Annotated in this window: 13 protein-coding genes; 8 read left to right on the top strand and 5 right to left on the bottom strand. The window is 48.8% G+C overall.

Going from position 1 to position 19,372, the window contains the following annotated elements; all coding sequences use genetic code 11:
* Positions 1 to 3: 3 nt before the first annotated feature.
* A complete protein-coding gene (locus QL234_RS00235) occupies positions 4 to 237 on the top strand; it encodes a hypothetical protein (protein ID WP_281555870.1) in 234 nt (77 codons plus the stop codon).
* Positions 238 to 461: 224 nt separating this feature from the next.
* Here the strand turns inward: QL234_RS00235 and QL234_RS00230 are convergent, their stop codons facing one another.
* The 4 genes from QL234_RS00230 to QL234_RS00215 all read right to left on the bottom strand — a co-directional run bounded on the left by QL234_RS00230 (position 462) and on the right by QL234_RS00215 (position 4,688).
* Complete coding sequence (locus QL234_RS00230) at positions 462 to 1,343, bottom strand: hypothetical protein (RefSeq protein WP_281555869.1); 882 nt, start codon at positions 1,341 to 1,343, stop codon at positions 462 to 464.
* 358 nt (positions 1,344 to 1,701) lie between these two features.
* Positions 1,702 to 2,721 carry a hypothetical protein gene (locus QL234_RS00225; protein ID WP_281555868.1) on the bottom strand — a complete coding sequence of 340 codons (1,020 nt, stop codon included), beginning with the start codon at positions 2,719 to 2,721 and terminating at the stop codon, positions 1,702 to 1,704.
* 158 nt (positions 2,722 to 2,879) lie between these two features.
* Positions 2,880 to 3,821, bottom strand: a complete 942-nt coding sequence (locus QL234_RS00220; RefSeq protein ID WP_281555867.1) for a DUF4917 family protein — start codon at positions 3,819 to 3,821, stop codon at positions 2,880 to 2,882.
* A gap of 84 nt (positions 3,822 to 3,905) precedes the next feature.
* Positions 3,906 to 4,688: a BRO family protein gene (locus QL234_RS00215; RefSeq protein ID WP_281555866.1), complete on the bottom strand. Its 783-nt coding sequence runs from the start codon at positions 4,686 to 4,688 to the stop codon at positions 3,906 to 3,908.
* Positions 4,689 to 5,126: 438 nt separating this feature from the next.
* On the opposite strand from QL234_RS00215, the gene QL234_RS00210 reads away from it, so the two are divergent.
* The 4 genes from QL234_RS00210 (at position 5,127) to QL234_RS00195 (ending at position 15,392) form a co-directional block, all read left to right on the top strand.
* The gene (locus QL234_RS00210) at positions 5,127 to 10,142 is read left to right on the top strand and encodes an alpha-2-macroglobulin (RefSeq protein ID WP_281555865.1); all 5,016 of its coding nucleotides are present in this window, start codon (positions 5,127 to 5,129) and stop codon (positions 10,140 to 10,142) included.
* Positions 10,129 to 12,540 (top strand): penicillin-binding protein 1C, encoded by a 2,412-nt coding sequence (gene pbpC / locus QL234_RS00205; RefSeq protein WP_281555864.1) that lies wholly within the window; start codon positions 10,129 to 10,131, stop codon positions 12,538 to 12,540. The genes QL234_RS00210 and pbpC overlap by 14 nt, the downstream gene beginning before the upstream one ends.
* Before the next feature lie 186 nt (positions 12,541 to 12,726).
* The gene (locus tag QL234_RS00200; RefSeq protein WP_281555863.1) at positions 12,727 to 14,925 is read left to right on the top strand and encodes a molybdopterin cofactor-binding domain-containing protein; all 2,199 of its coding nucleotides are present in this window, start codon (positions 12,727 to 12,729) and stop codon (positions 14,923 to 14,925) included.
* Between the two features lie 2 nt (positions 14,926 to 14,927).
* Entirely contained in the window at positions 14,928 to 15,392 is a 465-nt protein-coding gene (locus QL234_RS00195; RefSeq protein WP_281555862.1) for a (2Fe-2S)-binding protein, read from the top strand.
* 73 nt (positions 15,393 to 15,465) lie between these two features.
* Here QL234_RS00195 and QL234_RS00190 read toward each other — a convergent pair whose 3' ends face one another.
* Positions 15,466 to 16,353, bottom strand: a complete 888-nt coding sequence (locus QL234_RS00190) for a LysR family transcriptional regulator (RefSeq protein WP_281555861.1) — start codon at positions 16,351 to 16,353, stop codon at positions 15,466 to 15,468.
* Between the two features lie 168 nt (positions 16,354 to 16,521).
* On the opposite strand from QL234_RS00190, the gene QL234_RS00185 reads away from it, so the two are divergent.
* From QL234_RS00185 to QL234_RS00175, 3 genes are read left to right on the top strand one after another with little or no spacing between them, the layout of a single operon-like run.
* Positions 16,522 to 17,154 carry an NAD(P)H-dependent oxidoreductase gene (locus QL234_RS00185; protein WP_281555860.1) on the top strand — a complete coding sequence of 211 codons (633 nt, stop codon included), beginning with the start codon at positions 16,522 to 16,524 and terminating at the stop codon, positions 17,152 to 17,154.
* Between the two features lie 53 nt (positions 17,155 to 17,207).
* Entirely contained in the window at positions 17,208 to 18,227 is a 1,020-nt protein-coding gene (locus QL234_RS00180) for an NADP-dependent oxidoreductase (protein ID WP_281555859.1), read from the top strand.
* A 51-nt stretch (positions 18,228 to 18,278) separates the two neighbouring features.
* Positions 18,279 to 19,229, top strand: coding sequence for a haloalkane dehalogenase (locus QL234_RS00175; RefSeq protein WP_281555858.1), 951 nt, complete (start codon positions 18,279 to 18,281; stop codon positions 19,227 to 19,229).
* Positions 19,230 to 19,372 lie beyond the last annotated feature (143 nt).

Genomic DNA, 19,372 nt, shown 5'->3' with positions numbered 1-19,372 from the left:
ATCATGGCTAAACATAATGATATGCCAGAGTTAAACTCAGCTAAAGTTTTTTCAACAAACCTTTTTATAAAAGAGTACCTTAAGCTCCCCTACCCACCGCCATTAACTACCACCGCTGCATTCGCAGGAGATAGTGACCTGGTTAACATCGCTGTTTATGGTTTTAACCGCAACAGCTATTGGCTCAAAGATGAGCCGATAGACTTTGCTAAAAACGTACATAAACGCCCATCATGAAAAAAGTTGACGTACTAACCGTGAGGGTGGATTCAGAGATGGGTGAAGCGCTTCGTGCTTTAGCCCTAGCGGATGAAAGAAGTGTCGCCTGGATTGCCCGGAGGCTAATCACCGAAGCACTCGAAACCCGTAAGTCTTTACAATCCCAAGATAACAAACCACACGGGACAGCCAAAAGCTAATTTATAGTTGCCTTACTTTGGGATTTAACCGTAATACTGGTGCTACTGTGATTTATCTTCTTGATAAATCACAGTAGGTTTAGGGATAGCCATTATTTGCACTGAATCGACTTTTGAAAACGGCTCAGGCGCAGCGGCTGCCGCTATAAGAGATGTTTGTTCAAAAATTCCCGCCATCGCTGGTGATATCCGGCTATAAGCATCAATAAACAAACGCAATTTTTTAGCAACTACAGGGTAACTATTGGCAAATTTCACTAACTCTCCGGGATTGGAAAAAGCAAATTCAGCGTAAGTATTAAAGTCATTTTCAACAGAGGTTTCGGCGTACTTTGATAAAAAACCGTTGATGTAATCAGGTTCATCCGACCAATTAACTCCAAGCGCTTTGGCATAACTGGTAGCAGCACTCCAACCTTGCGGCATTAATTCTCCCCAGACCATACCCGTTATTGGTTGCTTGTTCAGAACAAACGAACTTAGCTCATGATGAACGCCATATAAGGCCGCCTCGTAATTTGACTCTTTATTCTTGTTGGTTGTTGAAGCAACAATGATCCACGAATGATGATAAGTCCCGCCAGCCGGTTTTCCATCAAACCAGAGTTCTCCGGAAATGAATATCGCCTTTATCAAAGAAGCAACAAAACCTTTTGGATAGTGGCTTAGTGCATCTTCAATACCTCTTAATGACTCAGGCAATGCAGAAGGGTTGGCGGCAAACATTTTACCTACGGGTAATTTAGCCTCCTTTTCTCCGTAAGGCGCGATATAAAAAGAGCCGGGTTCACCAGACCTGATAATGACACCGTGCTCTGCTGTAAGCCGGCTTTGAATTTCTTCTACCCCCTCTTGCGGCGTGCATGCAGCAAGAAGTAGAGCGACAAAGAACCAACAACTACTTTTAAGCTTTATGAGTGGCATAAGTTTCTTAAGCAAGCTTTAGCTTTCAAAAAGCTAAAGCTTCGCTCCCGCAGGCACAATAGATACATTCATGGTTGTCATTGACGGTAATAAAGCCCTTTGAGCCGTAACCACAGCTCCTTGCCATAAGGCGGCACTGCGAGCATACAAAGCAGCAGCGGCAGAAAACGATACGGGATCATCCGCAACCCCAACTCCCGCAGTGAAGAAGTCTTCCACTATTGTAGCAACAATGAGTAAGGTTGCGCTCAGGGCCAAACCTGTAGCAATTATTTTAGGAGCTATACCGGTTGAAGTCTCTGCTGGCGTCTTTAAACCACGGGTGTGCGTACCTGTCGCTGTAATTTCAACAGCTATATCAACTTGTTCTCTTTACTTCTTTACCTTCAGTTTGTGACTCAATTAGTTCATTATCAGGCATTAATCTTATTTTCAAAATAATCACATACAAAGTTAATAGCAAACAGAGTGAATGAAGCTTATCAGGCAACTTAACAAAATTGCCGTGTAGAATAATATTTCTTGATTGTGAAATTGACCGGACTTTCTTGCCATCTAAAAACTTCACTTCTGTCAACTTATTGAATATCTTTTCAAAACAATCAAAATTATCACCTGTATACTGCATCTTTTTACTTAAACCAGGAAAAGTCTGCTTACTAGCAATATGAGTTAATTTATTATTTCGTGTTATTTTTGCATGCCCTGTCCTAATCAAAGTATCTGTTATTACCCCTTCAATTTGTGAGTATAGAAGCGCAACACTCCCATAATAAAATCCTAAACAATGTAAATCTAATATCTCTTCTATACGAGATAGCCGTTCTTCACTAAAGTTGGACTTAGCACAATTGTTAATTATTTCAGCTCTAAAATGTTCACTCTTAGAGTAGCTCATCACTTCAGGATCATAATTGGCAGGACTAGCATCAATTTTTTCTAATAAGTTTTCAAACTTGCACAATTTATCAAATAGGATACTTTTTTCAGACTTAATGCTATTAATTTCATCATTAATAGCATTCTCAAAACTTGTTGCTGACTTAGAAACACCTTGAATGAAATCACGTACTTTACTGTTTGAATTAACTACTTTATCTAATACAAAACCAACACAACCAAAGACTTCTTCAATAAATACAATAAAACTATTTACTGAGTCTTTTAAATCCTGATCAACTTTTTTAGTTGCGTTATTAACTTCAACCTTCAAAGCTTTTAGTTTTTTTTCAGCACTTGGACGAGCTATTCTCAGTAACACTTTTATCTTAGGCTCAATTTCGCGCCATTCCTGATATAAATATGGAGTCAACTTTTCAATTAAAAATTTTATTTGTTTTTTATTTTTCTTACTGAATAAACCTGAGAAGAAATCCATGTTCTTTCCTAATCATTCTTTTAAATCAAAGCAGGACCAAGTCTTGGGTTGCGCACGAAGAATTTCTGTATACAAGAAACAAGACCTGCCCTCTCAATATTTGTTTTACTCAATGTCTAATAGAGCGCTAATTTATGGGTGTTCTAGACTGGCCGTGCTCAATAATCATTGTGAATGCTTAACTTAGATAAGCTATGATCTTTAGTATCAATAACTTCAACCTTACGATTCAGCTTCCTATTTAAAATTACTGTTAAATGTTCAATTTCTCCTGAAGACATTTGATCCAAATTATACTGATAGTACCTTACATGCGTAATATTAGAATCTTTTATGGCATCAATAATATGTCCATCAACATCTGGATTTAAACCATGTCCATAAATATCAAGTGAACCTTCCATTGCCCGTAAACCATCATAGCAAAATGATAAATATTCGCTTTTCCGAATGGAAGCTAACTTTTCTACTGATGAACCTTCGGAGATAAACAAAGGGTAACTATTCTCATTAGTAATTTTATGTTGGATAGCTTGATCTAATGTTGGAAACGGTCCTCTATTAATTTTTATAACTTCATTATTTTGCTCAAACAAAAACAATGCCCCATGAAGAAAGTGAATTGCTTTTCGCTCTCTTTTATCAACATTGTTACGGTCAAATTTATTCTTAGAGAAAAAGTAATCAATAATATTGAAATTATTATTAGAATCACGCCTACCCCAATATAAATAAATATCATAATTAGTTGTGAATATATTCTTATATTGGCATAAAGCATCATTTAACAATTTAACATCAAGTCCATGATCAGATGGACCCCTAGGGTTCATCGTTTGGATAGCTTCAATTAACTTTGCTTTAATTTCATCACTAATAGATTGACTTATTAATACTTGCCCATCTGTAATGGCCTCAATGATTTCTCGAGCATCTTTTATTTTTGTTAAAAGATGCTCAAAGTCATCAGTTTCTAATTTGTTAAATAATCTTTGTACCGCAGGAGATAAATCTCCTGCAACTTTTCCTCTTAAAGATGAATAGGAAAAATTATTTGAAATAGATATCGATAATCCATTACCAATAAGAAGATTACTCATATGCCTCCTTGAGTTCTAACATTTCCATAAATTACTGCTCGTAGTTCAGCGTAAGGTGAGCAAATTGATGACTATAGTAACTTGTTAACTTCTAGCTCTTTCAACTAATGACTTGGCTTCAAGTATTATTTCTTCGAAAAATTTGGCATTCAATCGTTCACCTGATGGGCAAGCCGTTCTGGGTTTATTCCGTCGAAGACTTAAATTCTCACACCAATTAACGATTTCTAGCTCTTTTGAAGTAGGTAAGGCAAGGTTAGCTTTATCAAACCACTTCCGAACAGTAAGAATAAACTCATTTTCTCTGTTATTGTTCTCTAGCTTACCTACGCGCTCTTGAACATTATAAATTTCACCTTTAACTGAATTTACTTCTTTTTCTAATTTATCTTGTCGAACGATAGAATCAGCTAAAGCACGAGAGTTTTGGGCTATGATTTCTGCCATTTGCGATAATGCAGAACCTTGAGGTGTTAATGGGGGCGGATAAACTCCATGCTTAGTTAAAGATGGAACAACATCATGATATAACCAACGTTGAAATTTTCTCCCCGCTGGAGAGTCATCAGTACCCATAACTCTATTCAGGCCTGGCTGAGTGACAAAAATTTCATGTGTATAACCAGGTGTAGGTTCTGGATGAGGTAATTGCTTATATTCATCACAATCTAAATCTTTAATCTGACTTTTTATCAAATTAGGTATATATCTAGTAGGGTTGCTTTCTCCCATACTCTTATTTTCTTTATTAAGAACGACAAAAACATCTGTTAGAGAAAAATACAATATATTCTCGATATACAATGTTCGTATATCTGATTCACCGGATGAACCTTCATAACAAATATTTATTAGATCATTATCCATATACAACAAGTCCCTTAATCAAATCAGCCATTTACAATAAATTCCAAGATTTTTATAGATGCCCAAAATATTTAGTGAAACAGAATCACTCTGGTAATTAGGAGGCCAACAAAAATCTTTATTTAGCTCAGTATTTTGTCGGCTTTATTTAACTTAATCAAATATAAGATCACGACACCCCCTTTTATATCAACCTATTCATTTATTTTTTAGATAAAAAACAAATAAATAAAGCTTTCGCAGTACAAGTTAAAAAACAAAACCTTCTTTTTCAATTGCCAGAATTCATCACAATTCCCAATGAATTTAGCCACAATTCCCCTTTATCCTCTTTAATGCCGGTTAAAACAATGTCACTTCAAACAAAGCCTGTAAAAATGCAGTCTTGATAAATATAATTGGCAAGTTAACGCGGTATTTAAACCATAGGAAAACCTGATGAAAAACAAATTAGTAACTCTGATGCTGGCCTGGGCATTGGTGTTTGTTGGCTACGGCCTTAGCGGCTGTAGTGAAGAAAAAGTATCAGATACCGGGCAGGAGAAAACGCCGGATACGATAATAAGCAAAGGTTTAACGGCAAAAAAAGCAAACGAGCCAGCCTTTAACAGCGAACAGGTTCTCCGGGATTATCAACATACAGAGCTTAAAGTATTAGATGTTTCTGAGCGCAATAAAGACGGTAAGAATGCCATTGCCGTTACCTTGTCCGTGCCCTTAGATCCCGCCGAAGATCATCAGGACTATTTTAATATCAGCACTAAAAAACACGGCGCCAGCGATGGTGCCTGGGTGGTGTCGGCCTCGGGCAAAACAGTTTGGTTTCCTTATGTTGAACCGCAAACAACTTATGATATCACCATTTACCAGGGGTTAACCGCCGCCAACGGTCAAGCGCTGGGCAACAGCAAAAATATCAGCGTCAAAACCAGCCGCTTGGAGCCGAGCATTAATTTTGATACCACAGGCGCTTTTCTTACCCAGGGGTTGGGTAACGGCCTGCCGGTGGTGAGTGTGAATGTTAATCAGGTAGACATTAATTTCTTCCGGGTTCAGGATAAAGAGCGGCAGAGATTTTTACGGGAAATAGCCGAGCACAACTATTACTGGGGGGTCGAGCGCTTGAGCCGCTTGGGCGATCTGGTGTATAGCGGCAGATACCAGTTAGACGTACCAAAGAATACCCGGGTAAAACGCAGCATAGATATCGAAGGCATCGACGAGCTGGCAGCGCCGGGCATGTATCTGGCGGTGATGGCCAAAGCCGGCGGCTATGAAAAACACCAGGTGATGTGGTTTTCCGTGACCGATATCGGCTTGCATGCCCGCTTTTACGATAATCAGTTAGACGTTTATGCGTCCTCTTTAAAAACCGGTAAAGCCCTGCCCAAGGTTGAAGTCAGTTTGGTCAACCGCAAAGGGGAGATATTACAACAAAACCTCACCTCCCCCGACGGTCAAGCTTCCTTTGCCAGCAACCTCAAAAAAGCCTCGCTGATCCTGGCGCAGAACCAGCAGCATTTTTCTCTGATCGAAGTGAACAAACCGGCGCTGGACTTATCCGACTTCGACCTTGGCCAGCGCCCGGCCAAACCCCAGGAGTTATTTATCTATGCGCCGAGAGATCTCTATCGTCCCGGCGAGCAGATAAACTTTAATGCCCTATTGCGGGATCAAGACGGCCGATTAACGCCAAACAGTGTCTTGTCTGCCGCCATCATTTCCCCCGACGGCAACAAAATAAAAACCTTTAAATGGCAGGGCAATAAAGAGAATTACTACCATTATCCCTGGCAAATCCCTGCCAATGCACAGCTGGGGTTGTGGCAACTTGAAGTAAAAAATATCGCCAGTGAAGCCTTCACTTTCGACTTTAAGGTGGAAGAGTTTTTACCCGAGCGCTTAAAACTCACCTTCAATCCCAAGGCCGCCAACGAAAGAATTGTCGTCAGCAAACAAGGGAAATTTACCCTGCCGCTTCAGGGGGAGTATTTATTCGGCGCCCCGGCCTCCGGCAACCGCCTGTCTAGCGAAATCAGCACCTCTTTGTGGCGTAACCCGGTGGTAAGCCTGCCGGGGTTCGAATTTGGCGATATCCGCCAGAGCCAGTTCAATACCAGATCCAAATTAAAAGATATTCAGTTAGACGATAACGGCCTGGGCCAACTGACTTACCCGGTCAACTGGCCTGCCCTGAACAGCCCGTTAAGGGTGAAATTTATCAGCAGTTTGTTCGAGTCCGGCGGCAGGCCAGTATCGCGTAGCTATTCCGGTTTGGTATGGCCGAGTGAGCAGCTGCTTGGTATTCGCTCCAGCTTTGGCGATAAAAATCCTGAAGCCAATTCCACTGTCAGCTTTGATATTGTCAAAGCTTCCTTAGACGGCAGCAAACATGCCGCCAACAATCTCGACATTAAACTTATCCGCGAAGACCGCCGTTATTTCTGGGTCTATTCCGAGCACGAAGGCTGGCATTACGAGTGGAACGACAACGAGTATGTCGAACTAAGCAAGTCGTTAAATATAAAGGCAGGCAACAGCGGCCAGGTAAGTTTTCCCGTGGCCTGGGGCAACTACCGGGTGGAGGTCAGGGATCCCTCGGCTAAGCTGATTACCAGCACGCAATTTTACGCCGGCTGGAACTGGTATCAAGACTGGCAGGAAAGCCAGAGCGGCAGCGGCGCCGCCCGTCCCGACAAAGTGACTATGGCGTTAGACAAAGCCGCCTACCAGGGCGGAGATACGGTAAAGGTCAATATCATTCCCCCCGAAGCCGGTGAAGCCATTATCATGGTAGAGGGCGACAGCCCCTTGTGGTTAAAACGCTTGGCTATCCCGGCAGAAGGTAGCACGGTAGAGATCCCGGTATCAAAAAACTGGCAGCAGCATAACCTTTATATCAGCGCCCTGGTGCTACAACCGGGCAATATGGAAAAATCGCTGACACCAAAACGCAGCTTCGGTTTAGTACACCTGCCGCTGCAGCGTGAACAGAGGAAACTGCCGCTAACCTTTGAGGTTGCCGACAAGGCCCTGCCCAACAAACCGCTGGCGGTTACCGTGAAACTTGATAAGCAAAGCGGCAATAGCGCCGGGGCAAAAGATAGCCCAACGCCGAAAGGCAACCAGATCTTTGTCACCCTGGCCGCCGTCGATGTCGGGGTATTAAGCATCAGTGATTTTGACACCCCGGATCCCTTCGATGCCTTTTTCGGCCAGCGCCGTTATTCGGTGGACTCACGTGATGTTTACAACAAGATCATCGAACTGAGCCAGGCAGATAAAGCCCGCTTACGCTTTGGCGGTGACAGCGATCTTACCCGTGGCGGCCAGCAGCCGCCGTCTGATGTGCAAATCGTGTCTTTATTCAGCGGCCTGGTGCCCTTTAACGATAACGGCGAAGCAGATATTTCCCTGAATATCCCCGACTTTAACGGCCGCCTGCGCTTAATGGCGCTGGCGTTCTCCAATGATCAATTCGGCCATGCCGAGCAGGAAGTGACAATTGCGGCCCCGGTTATCACCCAGTTTGCCATGCCGCGTTTTCTCGCCAAAGGCGATAAAACCACACTCGCGCTGGATATCACCAACCTCAGCGGCGAGCTGCAGGAGTTGTCGGCGGCTTTAACGGCAACCGGCCCTGTGACCTTCACAGGTAAAGCTATAACAGACAACACAGCAGCAGAAAAACGCCAAATCCAGGCAATCCTGTTAAAAGACGGCGAGAAAACCACCCTCAGCTATCAGGTGCTGGCAACCGACATTCGCGGCCAGGCCAGGTTTGCTTTACAGCTTTCCGGCATGGCGCTGGAAGAAGATATCTCCCGGCAATGGTCCCTGGGCTTGCGCCCTCCCTACCCGGCCACCATCAAGCGCTTGCAAAAAGTACTGCACCAGGGGCAGATGCTGAGCCAAGAAAAGTCGGCCATCTTAGATCTGCTCGGCAATACGGTACAGGCTTCGTTGTCGATTTCACCAAAAGCCGATATCAACCTGCAAAACCAGCTCGATCAGCTGCTGCAATATCCCTACGGCTGTTTGGAGCAAACCAGCAGCCGCGTTTATCCGCTGATCTTTGCCACGCCCGCGCAGCAAACGGCTTTTGGCCTCAAAAACATTAGCGAAGACAAGCGCCTGACCATGGTCAACAAAGGCTTAGAGCGCCTGGCAAGCCTGCAACTTAGCAATGGCGGTTACGGCTTGTGGAACAACAATGCCAATGAAGAGTATTGGCTCACCGCCTATGTCGGCGACTTCCTGCTTAATGCCCGGGACATGGGCTTTAGCGTGCCGGAAGAAATGCTCAGCCGCACCTTAAAAAGGCTGCAGCGTTACCTGGCACGCACCAGTCATTTCTATGATGAACCCTGGAGTGACGATAGCGGACATTACTACCTTGCCTACAAGGCCTATGCCGCCTACGTGCTCTCCCGGGTCAACCAGGCGCCGCTTGGCACCTTGCGCACCCTGGCAAAAAACCACAGCAAAAATGCCAAAAGCGGTTTGCCCCAATTGCAGCTGGCCATCGCCATGAAGCAAATGGGCGACCGTAAAACCAGCAAAGCCCTGGTGAGCAAAGCGCTGAATAACCTGCCGAAACCAAGGCGCAAGTACCTGGCAGACTACGGCAGCCAGCTCAGGGATCTGGCACTGATGATCCACCTGCTGCTAAAACATGATATTGACCAGGCACAGGCCATCGCCCTGAGCTTTACCCTGGCAGAGCAGGTTAACCAGCGCCAGTACTTAAGCACCCAGGAACGCAATGCCCTGTTCCTGGCGGGCATGGCATTAAAAGCCGTCGACGGCGACAGCTGGTCGGCAGAGGTGCTTATCGGCCAGGCCAAAACCAAGTTATCACAAACAGCGGTTTACCAAAGTCCGTTAACCGTTGCCGAGCTTGAACAAGGGGTTGTGGTCGGTTCAACCCATCAGCAGCCGTTACTGGCCAATATCAATATCAGCGGTTATGGCAAACAGGCGCCAAAAGCCAGCAGCAACGGCTTAAGGGTACAAAGGCAATGGCTCAATATTCAGGGGCAGGAAGTTTCTCCAGAAAAAGTTAAAGTCGGTGACTTAATGTTAATGCACCTGCAACTTGGCGCCTTGCAGCGCAGCCCGGACGTGCTGGTGGTCGACTTGTTACCCGCCGGTTTTGAGCTGGAAAACCAAAACCTGGAACACGCCCTGAAGCTGGATGAAATTAAAGTCGACGGTAAAACCATAGCCCAATGGCAACAGCGTAACCCGGTCAAACACCAGGAGTTCAGGGACGACAGGTATGTGGCTGCAGTGGAGCTGCATAAATCCAGGCCGGTGCACCTGTTTTATCTGGCCCGCGCGGTAACGCCTGGTACATATCAGGTACCGCCGCCGCTGGCAGAAGACATGTACCGCCCACAAATTCGCGCCGTCGGCCGCACCATTAAAGAGATCGCCGTTGTCCAGCGCTAATACGCCCCTGAAAAAAAAGCAGGCCAGGCTCACCGAGAAGCTAAGTGCTAAACTGCCAGGCAAAATAAAAGCACATCCCGTCGTGCTTTTATTTGCCATGGTAGTGGCGGCACTTGCTTTACTCGACAGCTTATACCCGCTAAACCTGCCGCAAAACAACAAGCTGTTCGCCCGCGTGGTGGTGGATGAAAATAACCGTCCGCTGCGCACCTTTGCCGATGAGAACGGCATCTGGCGTTATCCGGTGACGCTGGAAGAAGTATCACCGCTTTATATCGACGCCCTGATAAACTACGAAGACCGCTGGTTCTGGCACCACCCGGGCATCAACCCCTTGTCTCTGCTCAGGGCCGCCGGGCAGAACATCAGTGAAAACCGTGTGATCTCCGGCGGCTCAACCCTGTCGATGCAGGTGGCGCGCATCTTACATCCCCATGGCAGAAACCTCTGGGGAAAAATAAAACAAGTGCTGCGCACCCTGCAATTGGAGTGGCATTTAGACAAAAAAGCAATCCTGGAGCTGTACCTCAATACCGCCCCGTTCGGCGGCACCATAGAAGGCGTTGCCGCCGCCAGCTACACCTATCTGAACAAACCGGCGAAAGACCTCAGCCATGGCGAAGCCGCCCTGCTGGCAGTCTTGCCCCAGGCCCCTACCCGTTACCGTCCCGATCTGCATCACCAGGCGGCACAAAAAGCGCGGGACAAGGTATTGCAACGCCTGGCAGATTTCGGCGTCTGGCCGCAAACCCTGGTAGAGGATGCCAAACTTGAGCAGGTTTACAGTTTTAATTTTCGCCCGGAACAACTGGCGCCGCTGCTCTCGCGCAGACTGCTCAGCCATTCCAACGGCCAGGGAGTGGTCAAAAGCACTATCAACCGGGATCTGCAACAAAGCCTGCAGGATACCCTGGGCGCCTACATAGAAAAATTACCGAAGAAAAGCTCAGGGGCCATTTTAGTGGTAGACAACCACACCTCGGCGGTTAAGGCCTATATCGGCAGCGCAGATTTTGCCAATACCAGCCGCTATGGTTATGTGGATATGGTGCAGGCGGTGCGCTCACCGGGGTCCACCTTAAAACCTTTCCTTTACGGCCTGGCCATGGACGAAGGCCTGATCCATTCCCATTCGCTGCTGGCAGATGTGCCCAGGAACTGGGGCAACTACCGCCCGGAAAACTTTAGCGGCGCGTTTCACGGGCCGGTCTCTGCCACACAGGCGCTGCAGCGCTCGCTGAATATGCCGGCGGTGGATTTGTTTGAACGTTTCGGGGTCAAACGCTTTAGCGCCCGGCTGGAAAATGCCGGTTTATCCTTAACGATTCCCGGCGACAGCCCCAATTTAGCAGTGATCTTAGGGGGCGCTGGCACTTCGCTGGAACAACTGGTACAAGCCTACAGCGCCTTTGCCAATCAAGGCAAAACCTCGCAGCTTAAGTTCTTACAAGCTCAGTTATCCCAGCCGAAAACCGAGCGTCGCCTGCTATCGCCACAAAGCGCCTGGGTGGTACAGGATATTTTATCCGGCATCAGCCGCCCCGGCAGCCTGGCAAAAACCATCTCCCGAGTAAACGAGAGTAAAATCGCCTGGAAAACCGGCACTAGCTACGGCTTTCGCGACTCCTGGGCCATAGCCGTTACCCGGGATTATACTTTCGGCGTCTGGCTCGGACGCCCCGACGGCACCGCCATGCCGGGACATTATGGCCGGATAACCGCAGGCCCGCTGTTATTCTCGGTTGCCGACCAGGTATTAAAACCCGCCTTATCAAAGCAAGCCATCAAGCAACCGGACAAACTGACCCGGGAAAACATCTGCTGGCCGCTGGGCACCCGGGAAAACGAACAGGCAGCGCAATTCTGCCAGCAAAAACACCGGGCCTGGATCCTTGATGATCTCGTGCCCCCCACCTGGCATATCGCCGACAGCGATACCTGGCAGGCCAGCCTGTTTAGCTACTGGTTCAACCCGGAAAATAACCTGCGCCTTGCCATGGGTTGCCGGGCAGAAAACAAACAAAGCAAGCAAGTGGCGCTGTGGCCGAAAATGCTTGAACCCTGGCTCCAGCAAAATCGCCGCCGGGATGCGCTTATTCCCCCCCTAGATCCTACTTGCCAAAACGCTTCCCCGCCTGCCGGGGCCAGTTTAAAAATCACCGGCATTACGCCAAACAGCGTTTACCGCAAAGCGGGAGCAAGCGGCAAAGCGCCGAGCATCTGGCTGAAAAGCCTGGGCGGGGCCGGGCTAAAACATTGGTATATCAATGGCAAGCCCGGCTATCAGACAAAACCGGGGCAAAGCATTGAACATGTGTTATCCGCCCCGGGTGAGCAGCAAATTTTGGTGCAGGATCAGCAAGGTAATACCGATATGTTAACCATTTCTGTGATGTAATGCATAACCAACTGATAAGCAATAAATAAAACAAGAGATAACAGCACTTCAGCCAATATTGGCTGCTAAGGTCTGGTTTACCAACACTCGGTTATTTTTTCGACGAGTGCCATTTTTAACGCGATGAAGCGTCAAGCTATTTGCCTCCCGCCCCCTTAGACTAATAAAAAACAAAGGGGGTTACCTATGGAAATTTCTCGTCGTCAATTTTTAAGCCTCTCGGCCAGTGCCGGTGCCATGCTGATGACCATCAGTATGCCGTCGCTTGGCCGAAGAGTTAAAAAAGATGCCGACCAGGGGCAAAATAACTGGTCGGTTTATCTGCACATCAATCCGGACAACTCCATAGTGATCGAATCCCCGGTGCAGGAGCAGGGCCAGCACATGAAAACTACAGGCGCCATGATGATCGCCGAAGAGCTCGATGCCGACTGGTCGCTGGTGTCCTGTATAGCCGCCAAAACCTACCTGAAAAAAACCGAAAACGGCATAGGCTACCGATATGCCGATATGAATACCGGCGGCAGCCATGCAGTACGCCGCAACTGGCAGGTATTAAGGGAAGCGGGAGCCAGTGCCAGGCAGCTGCTGATCTCGGCGGCAGCCAAAAAATGGCGTTGCTCCGAGTCAGAGCTGACCACAGGCAAGAGTTTTGTCTACCGCAAAAGCACCGGGCAGAAACTCCCCTACGGCAAACTGGCGGCCACAGCCGGCACCCTGGAGCTGCCGAATAAAGCACTGAAATTTAAAGACAGGTCCGAATACACCATTTTCGGACAGAATATTACCACGGTGGATATTGATGAAATCGTTACCGGCCAACCGTTATTTGGCCTGGACATGGAAATGCCGGATATGGTCTATGCAGTGATCGAGCGCTGCCCGTATTTTCACGGCGACATCAAATCTTATAACGACAAAAAAGCCCTGGCAGTACCCGGGGTGATCAAAACCGTAAAAGTCGACAAGGTCATAGGCGAAGACGGTATCAAGGAAATTGCCGCCGGCATCGCGGTATTGGCGGAAAATTACTGGGCCGCCACCCAGGGCAGAAAAGCGCTGGAAATACAGTGGCAGCAAGGTCCCTGGAGCGAGGAAAGCTCGGAGTCCCTGATGGCGGATTTCGAAAAATTCTGCATGGCGGAGGAAGGCGGTGAAACCCTGCTCAAGACCGGCGACCTCACACAGGGCTTTAACGACTCGGTACAAGTCTTTGACCAGTGCTACCAGGTGCCGTTACTGGCCCACGCCTGTATGGAGCCCTTTAATGCCATCGCCCATATCACAGACAAAAAGGGCGGCGGCAAACAGGCAAAAATCATCACCGGCCACCAGTTTCCGACCCGGGTCGCCAGCTCGGCGGCCCAATACACAGGTATAGACCCCTTAGATGTCGAAGTGATCCCTACCCGCATGGGCGGCGGTTTCGGCCGCCGTTATTATAACGACTTTGTGATCGAGGCCGCCCTGCTGGCCAAAGAAACACCCCGCCCGGTAAAACTGGTATGGACCCGGGAAGATGAAATGACCCAGGATTATTTCGGCCAGTCGACCTTTTCCCGCCTCAAAGCCGGGGTGGATAAGCAGGGCAAGCTGATCGCCTGGCACCACCGCCAGGGGCAAATAGAGGGCAGCATGCGCGAGCAGTGTTTCCCTTATCAGCTAATCGACAACTTTCGCGTAGACAGTTACCAGCAAAAAGCCGGTACCCCCACAGGCGCCTGGCGCGGCCCCGGCCATTTCCAATTCGCCTTTGCCACCGAGAGCATGATAGACGAAGTGGCCCACGCCCTAAGTCAGGATCCCCTGGCCTACCGTCTGGCCCTGATGGGTAAAGCTAAAGCCTATCCCTACCGCGGCTACGGCGCGAGTGAAATCGACAGCGGCCGCATGGCAAAATGCTACCAGGCAGCCGCCGACTTAGCCAACTGGCAGCAAAAGCGCCCCGAAGGCGTCGGCCTGGGTATCGCCAGCCATTTCACCTTCGGTAGTTACGCCGCTTTTGTGGTGGAAGTGGACAGCAGGGAAAAAGCAGGAATGAAGATCACCGGTATCTGGGGCGCCATCGACTGCGGCCTGCCGCTCAACCCCAACCATATCCGCAACCAGATGGAAGGCGGCTTTATCGACGGCTTAAATGCCTCGATATACAACGACGCCAAGGTCAGCGGCGGCCGGGTGGTCAACAGCAACTTTGATCAGCAGCCCTGGATCCGCATGGCAGATACCCCGGCGCTGCTGGAAGTGGCCATTATCGAAAACGACTATCCGCCCACGGGTGTAGGCGAGCCGCCGACAGCCCCCGCAGCGGCGGCCCTGGCCAATGCCATTTTTGCCGCCACCGGCAAAAGACAACGTAAATTACCGATTTCCATGGAGGCTTAATTATGGCTATTTCCTTTACCGTCAACGGCGAAACCCACAAAGTCAGCAAGCAGCTGGATATGCCCCTGTTATGGTATCTGCGTGACTATATCAAGCTTAAAGGCACCAAGTTCGGCTGCGGCATAGGGCAGTGCGGCGCCTGCACCGTACACCTGGACGGGCATGCGATACGCTCCTGCTCTATCACCTTAAACCTGCTCGACGGCAAGAGCATCAAAACCATAGAAGGCTTGTCGGACAAAGTAGAGCAGGCGGTGCAAAACGCCTGGAAAAATGTCGACGTGCCCCAGTGTGGCTACTGCCAGAGCGGACAAATCATGGCGGCGTCCGCCCTGCTCAAGCAAAACCCCAACCCCACAGATGAAGATATCAATAACGCCATGACCAACATCTGCCGCTGCGGCACTTATGTGCGTATCCGCAAGGCGATACATGAAGCGGCCGACCTGGCATATGAGGTGAACTAACACTTGACCCGGGAGCAGGGTTATCTCCTGTCCCGGGTGCTCTTTTCGGGGAAAGCAAAAGCAGAAGCCGCCCTTAACTCAATGACTGCCTCAATGCCTTGATAATTTCATCACTGACCACTTTCAGACGCACTGAGTTGATCGTGGATAACGGCGAAATCAGGGATACCGGTACCTCCATATAGTGCCAGTCTGCAAGTACCTGCACCAACTCACCGCTGTCGATATCCTTTTGGCATAAAAAAGTCGGCAAAATAGACACACCGGCCCCTGCCAGGGTCAGCTTATAGACGCTGGTGATCTGATTGGTCTCTATCGTCAGCGGCGTTTTAATCACTTCGTTGTGGTTATCCTTAGTTAAATGCCACAGCTGATAGGGTTTGGCCGAGGTCAGGCCGACGGTACGTACTTGGGCCAGATCCCCCGGACATTCCAGGGTGATTTGCTCCAGATAGTCTTTGGCAACCACAGTGGCCAGTTTGATATAACCTATGGTCCTGACCTTTAAATTGCTTTCCTCCAGCGGCCCGATGCGCACGGCAAAATCAAAACCCTCCCCCACCAGGTCCACCACGTCATTGGTGCTTTTGATAATAAACTTCAGCTCCGGGTATTGCTCGCCAAGCTGTTGGATGCAGGAAGAGAGTAAAAAGATCTCAAAGTCTTCCGGCACAGTGATTTTAATGGTGCCGGAAATCAAGTCATCCTGGCCATACAGGGATTTCTGGGCATCTTCTATGGTTTGCATCGGCCCCATACAGGCCTGGTAAAACTCCCGCCCGGCAGATGTCAGGGTTTGTTTTCGGGTGGAACGTATCAACAGCTTAGTGCCGGTTTCCCGCTCCAGTTTGGCCACTGCCTTGCTCAGGGTTGATTTTGGGATCTTAAGGGATTCACCCGCCTTGGTGAAGCTTCCGCACTGCACAATCTTAACAAAATAGTGGATCAGCTGTATGTCCATCGTTTCTCCTGGGAAACAGTGAAGTTCTCTTTTTGCGTATTATCACTAATGTAACTTTGCCTGATAATAGATTCAAGCGCTGATGCTTCACCGGGCAAGCAAATATAACCTGGCACCGGGCTGCTTCAGCCCCGGCCCGTCAGCAATAGCCACCAACAAGGTAACAACATGAATACACAAAGTAAAAAAGTATTGATCATCAAGTCCAGTCCCGCCGCCGAACATTCGGTTTCCAATGAAATAGCCGACTTTTTAGTAGCACAGTTGCAGGCGAAGGACGAAAGCTATGACATCAACATCCGCGATCTGGCAAAAAATCCTGCCCCGGTTTACGACACGCAAACGCTTCAGGCATTTTATACCCCGGCCGAGCAATTAAGCGAACAGCAAAAGATTATCGTCAGTCCCTCCTTAGCCTACATCGAAGAGCTCAAGGGGGCAGATATCATCGTTTTTGCTTCCCCCATGCATAACTTCGGCATCACCACTTTATTGAAGGCTTATGTCGATCAGATCTGCCGCATGGGACTGACCTTTCAATACCATGAGCACGGCCCGGAAGGCTTGGTAACAGGAAAACAGGCGGTGATCATCAGCAGCGCCGGCGGTAATTTCCAGCTGCCAGCGGAAAAACATAAAGACTTTCAAACCCCTTACTTAAAGCATGTGCTGAATTTTATCGGTATCGAGGATATTTCGGTGATCCCGGTGCAGGGGATCGGGCTGGGAGAAGAAGTAGCCGCCCAGTCAAAACATATCGCCAAAAACCAATTGCGAACACTGGCTATATCAGTGCTGTAAAAGGCCGATATCCACTTGCCGCAATATGCGAAAAATTATCTATTGGAGTAAATATGCATAAATCAATGAAGGCAGCCGCCATTACACAATGGGGAGATGCCGGGGTTTTCCAGCTGAGCCAACTGCCGGTACCGGCGCCGGCAGCCGATGAAGTATTAATCAAGGTCGCCTATGCCGGGATCAACCCTGCCGACTGGAAAATGCGCGCAGGCCATCTCAAGTCGCAATTGCCTGCCACAGACGCGCCGTTAGTGCTTGGCCTGGATGCTTCCGGGATCGTGGTAGCCAGCGGAGCGCAAGTCAGCGAGTTTGCTGAAGGTGACCGGGTTGTCTGCGCCAGCAACCTCTTTAGCACCGGTGCTCCCGGCACTTATGCCGAATACCTGGTGGTCAGCAAAAACAAAGTCGCTCACCTCCCCGGCACTGTCAGCTTAAAAGCGGCTGCGACCATGCCGATTGCCGCCATTACTGCCAAACAGGCCTTGTTCGCAAGCGACAAGGGCAATCTTCAGCCGGGACAAAAGGTGAAGATATTCATCAACGGCGCTTCCGGCGGCGTAGGCAGTTTTGCCGTGCAGCTGGCCAAATGGGCCGGTGCAGAAGTAGCCACCAGCTGCAGCAGCGCCAACCTGGATTACGTCAAATCTTTGGGAGCAGACTGCTTAATTGACTACAAAACCCAGGATATTGCCTATGAATTAAGCCGCTGGGCGCCGCAGGGAGTTGATTTGATCCTTGATGCCGTCAGCGCAGGTTCGCTCGAGGACCCTTTCCTCCTGCTTAAGCCGGGTGGCAAGCTGGTCAGCATTGCCACCTTAACGGATGACGGCGATGTGGAAGCGGACATGGCCAGGGCACAACAGCACGGGGTAAGCAAAATACTCGCATTTGTCAGTGACGCCAACCTGGGCAAGGAAATGGCACAGCTGCTTGAACTTGTCGATACAGGCAAGATCACAACGCCCACGGCCGAAGTCTTCCCGCTGGATAAAGTCGCCCAGGCACATCAAAAACTTGAAACCGGACATGTCAGGGGAAAATTGCTGCTGCGCCTTTGTGCTGAGCGGCAATAACTTCGACAGGCATTCCCGACAAACAACCACCCAAGCAAAAGGAAATACACCTTGAACGTTAAAGCACTATTAACGGGTTTACTGGCGGCTGCCGCCCTGTTCACCCTGTCAGCAAATGCCGCCCCGGCAGCGACAAAAACTTTTGAGAAAAAATACACCCGAGTTATGGGTCAGGAAATGGCCTATATTGATGAAGGCAAAGGACGCCCCGTGGTTTTTTTACACGGCAATCCGACATCTTCTTACCTGTGGCGTAACATTATCCCGTATGTTGCCAAAGACTACCGGGCTATCGCCCCCGATCTGATCGGCATGGGAGACAGCGCCAAACCCAAGCTGAAATACAGCTACCAGGAGCAGGCGAATTATTTACACGCCTTTTTGGATAAGCTCGACCTCAAGGATGCGGTATTGGTGGTGCATGACTGGGGCTCTGCCCTGGGATTTCATTATGCCCGCACCCGCTCAGAGCGCATATCTGCCATTGCCTTTATGGAAGCAACCCTGCCGCCGTTTTATCCCATCCCGTCGCTTGACGCCATGGGCCCTTCGGCAGAGTTTTTGAAAAACGTACGCAGACCGGGCATAGGCGAAGAAATGATCATGAAACAAAATGTGCTGATAGATCAGTTCTTGCGTACCAGCAGCGCCAAAGCGCCGTTAAATGAACAAGTCATGGCAGAATATAACCGCTATTATCCCACGGCTGAAAGCCGCCGCCCGGTATTGCAATGGCTCAGGGAAATCCCGATCAATGGCGAACCGGCCAAAGTCCATCACATCGGCCTTAAGAACAACCAATGGCTGATCACCACAGAGATCCCTAAACTGCTGCTCTATGTCACGCCGGGGGTATTGGTAAATGAAACAACGGTAAATTACATGAAGACAAACGCCAAAAACCTTGAGGTTATCCCGCTGGGAGCCGGGGGGCACTTTGTGCAGGAAGAGTACCCGGATAAAATCGGCCGGGAGCTTGCCGCCTGGCTGAGTCGTACTTAATCCCATTCCGGCGCTATCGGCTGCACCTTAGAGCACAAATATCAGCCAATGAGTTGGCGAATAAGCCAACTCATTTTATGGTGCAGTATAGCAGCAAGTATACACCTCCTTCATCTACTGCCGCCCGAAGCCGCCGGATAAAG

Source organism: Thalassomonas sp. RHCl1 (assembly GCF_947387555.1).
Classification (GTDB): Bacteria; Pseudomonadota; Gammaproteobacteria; order Enterobacterales; family Alteromonadaceae; genus Thalassomonas.
Note: the sequence above shows the minus strand (reverse complement) of the source record. Positions and strands in the feature narration are given on the sequence as shown.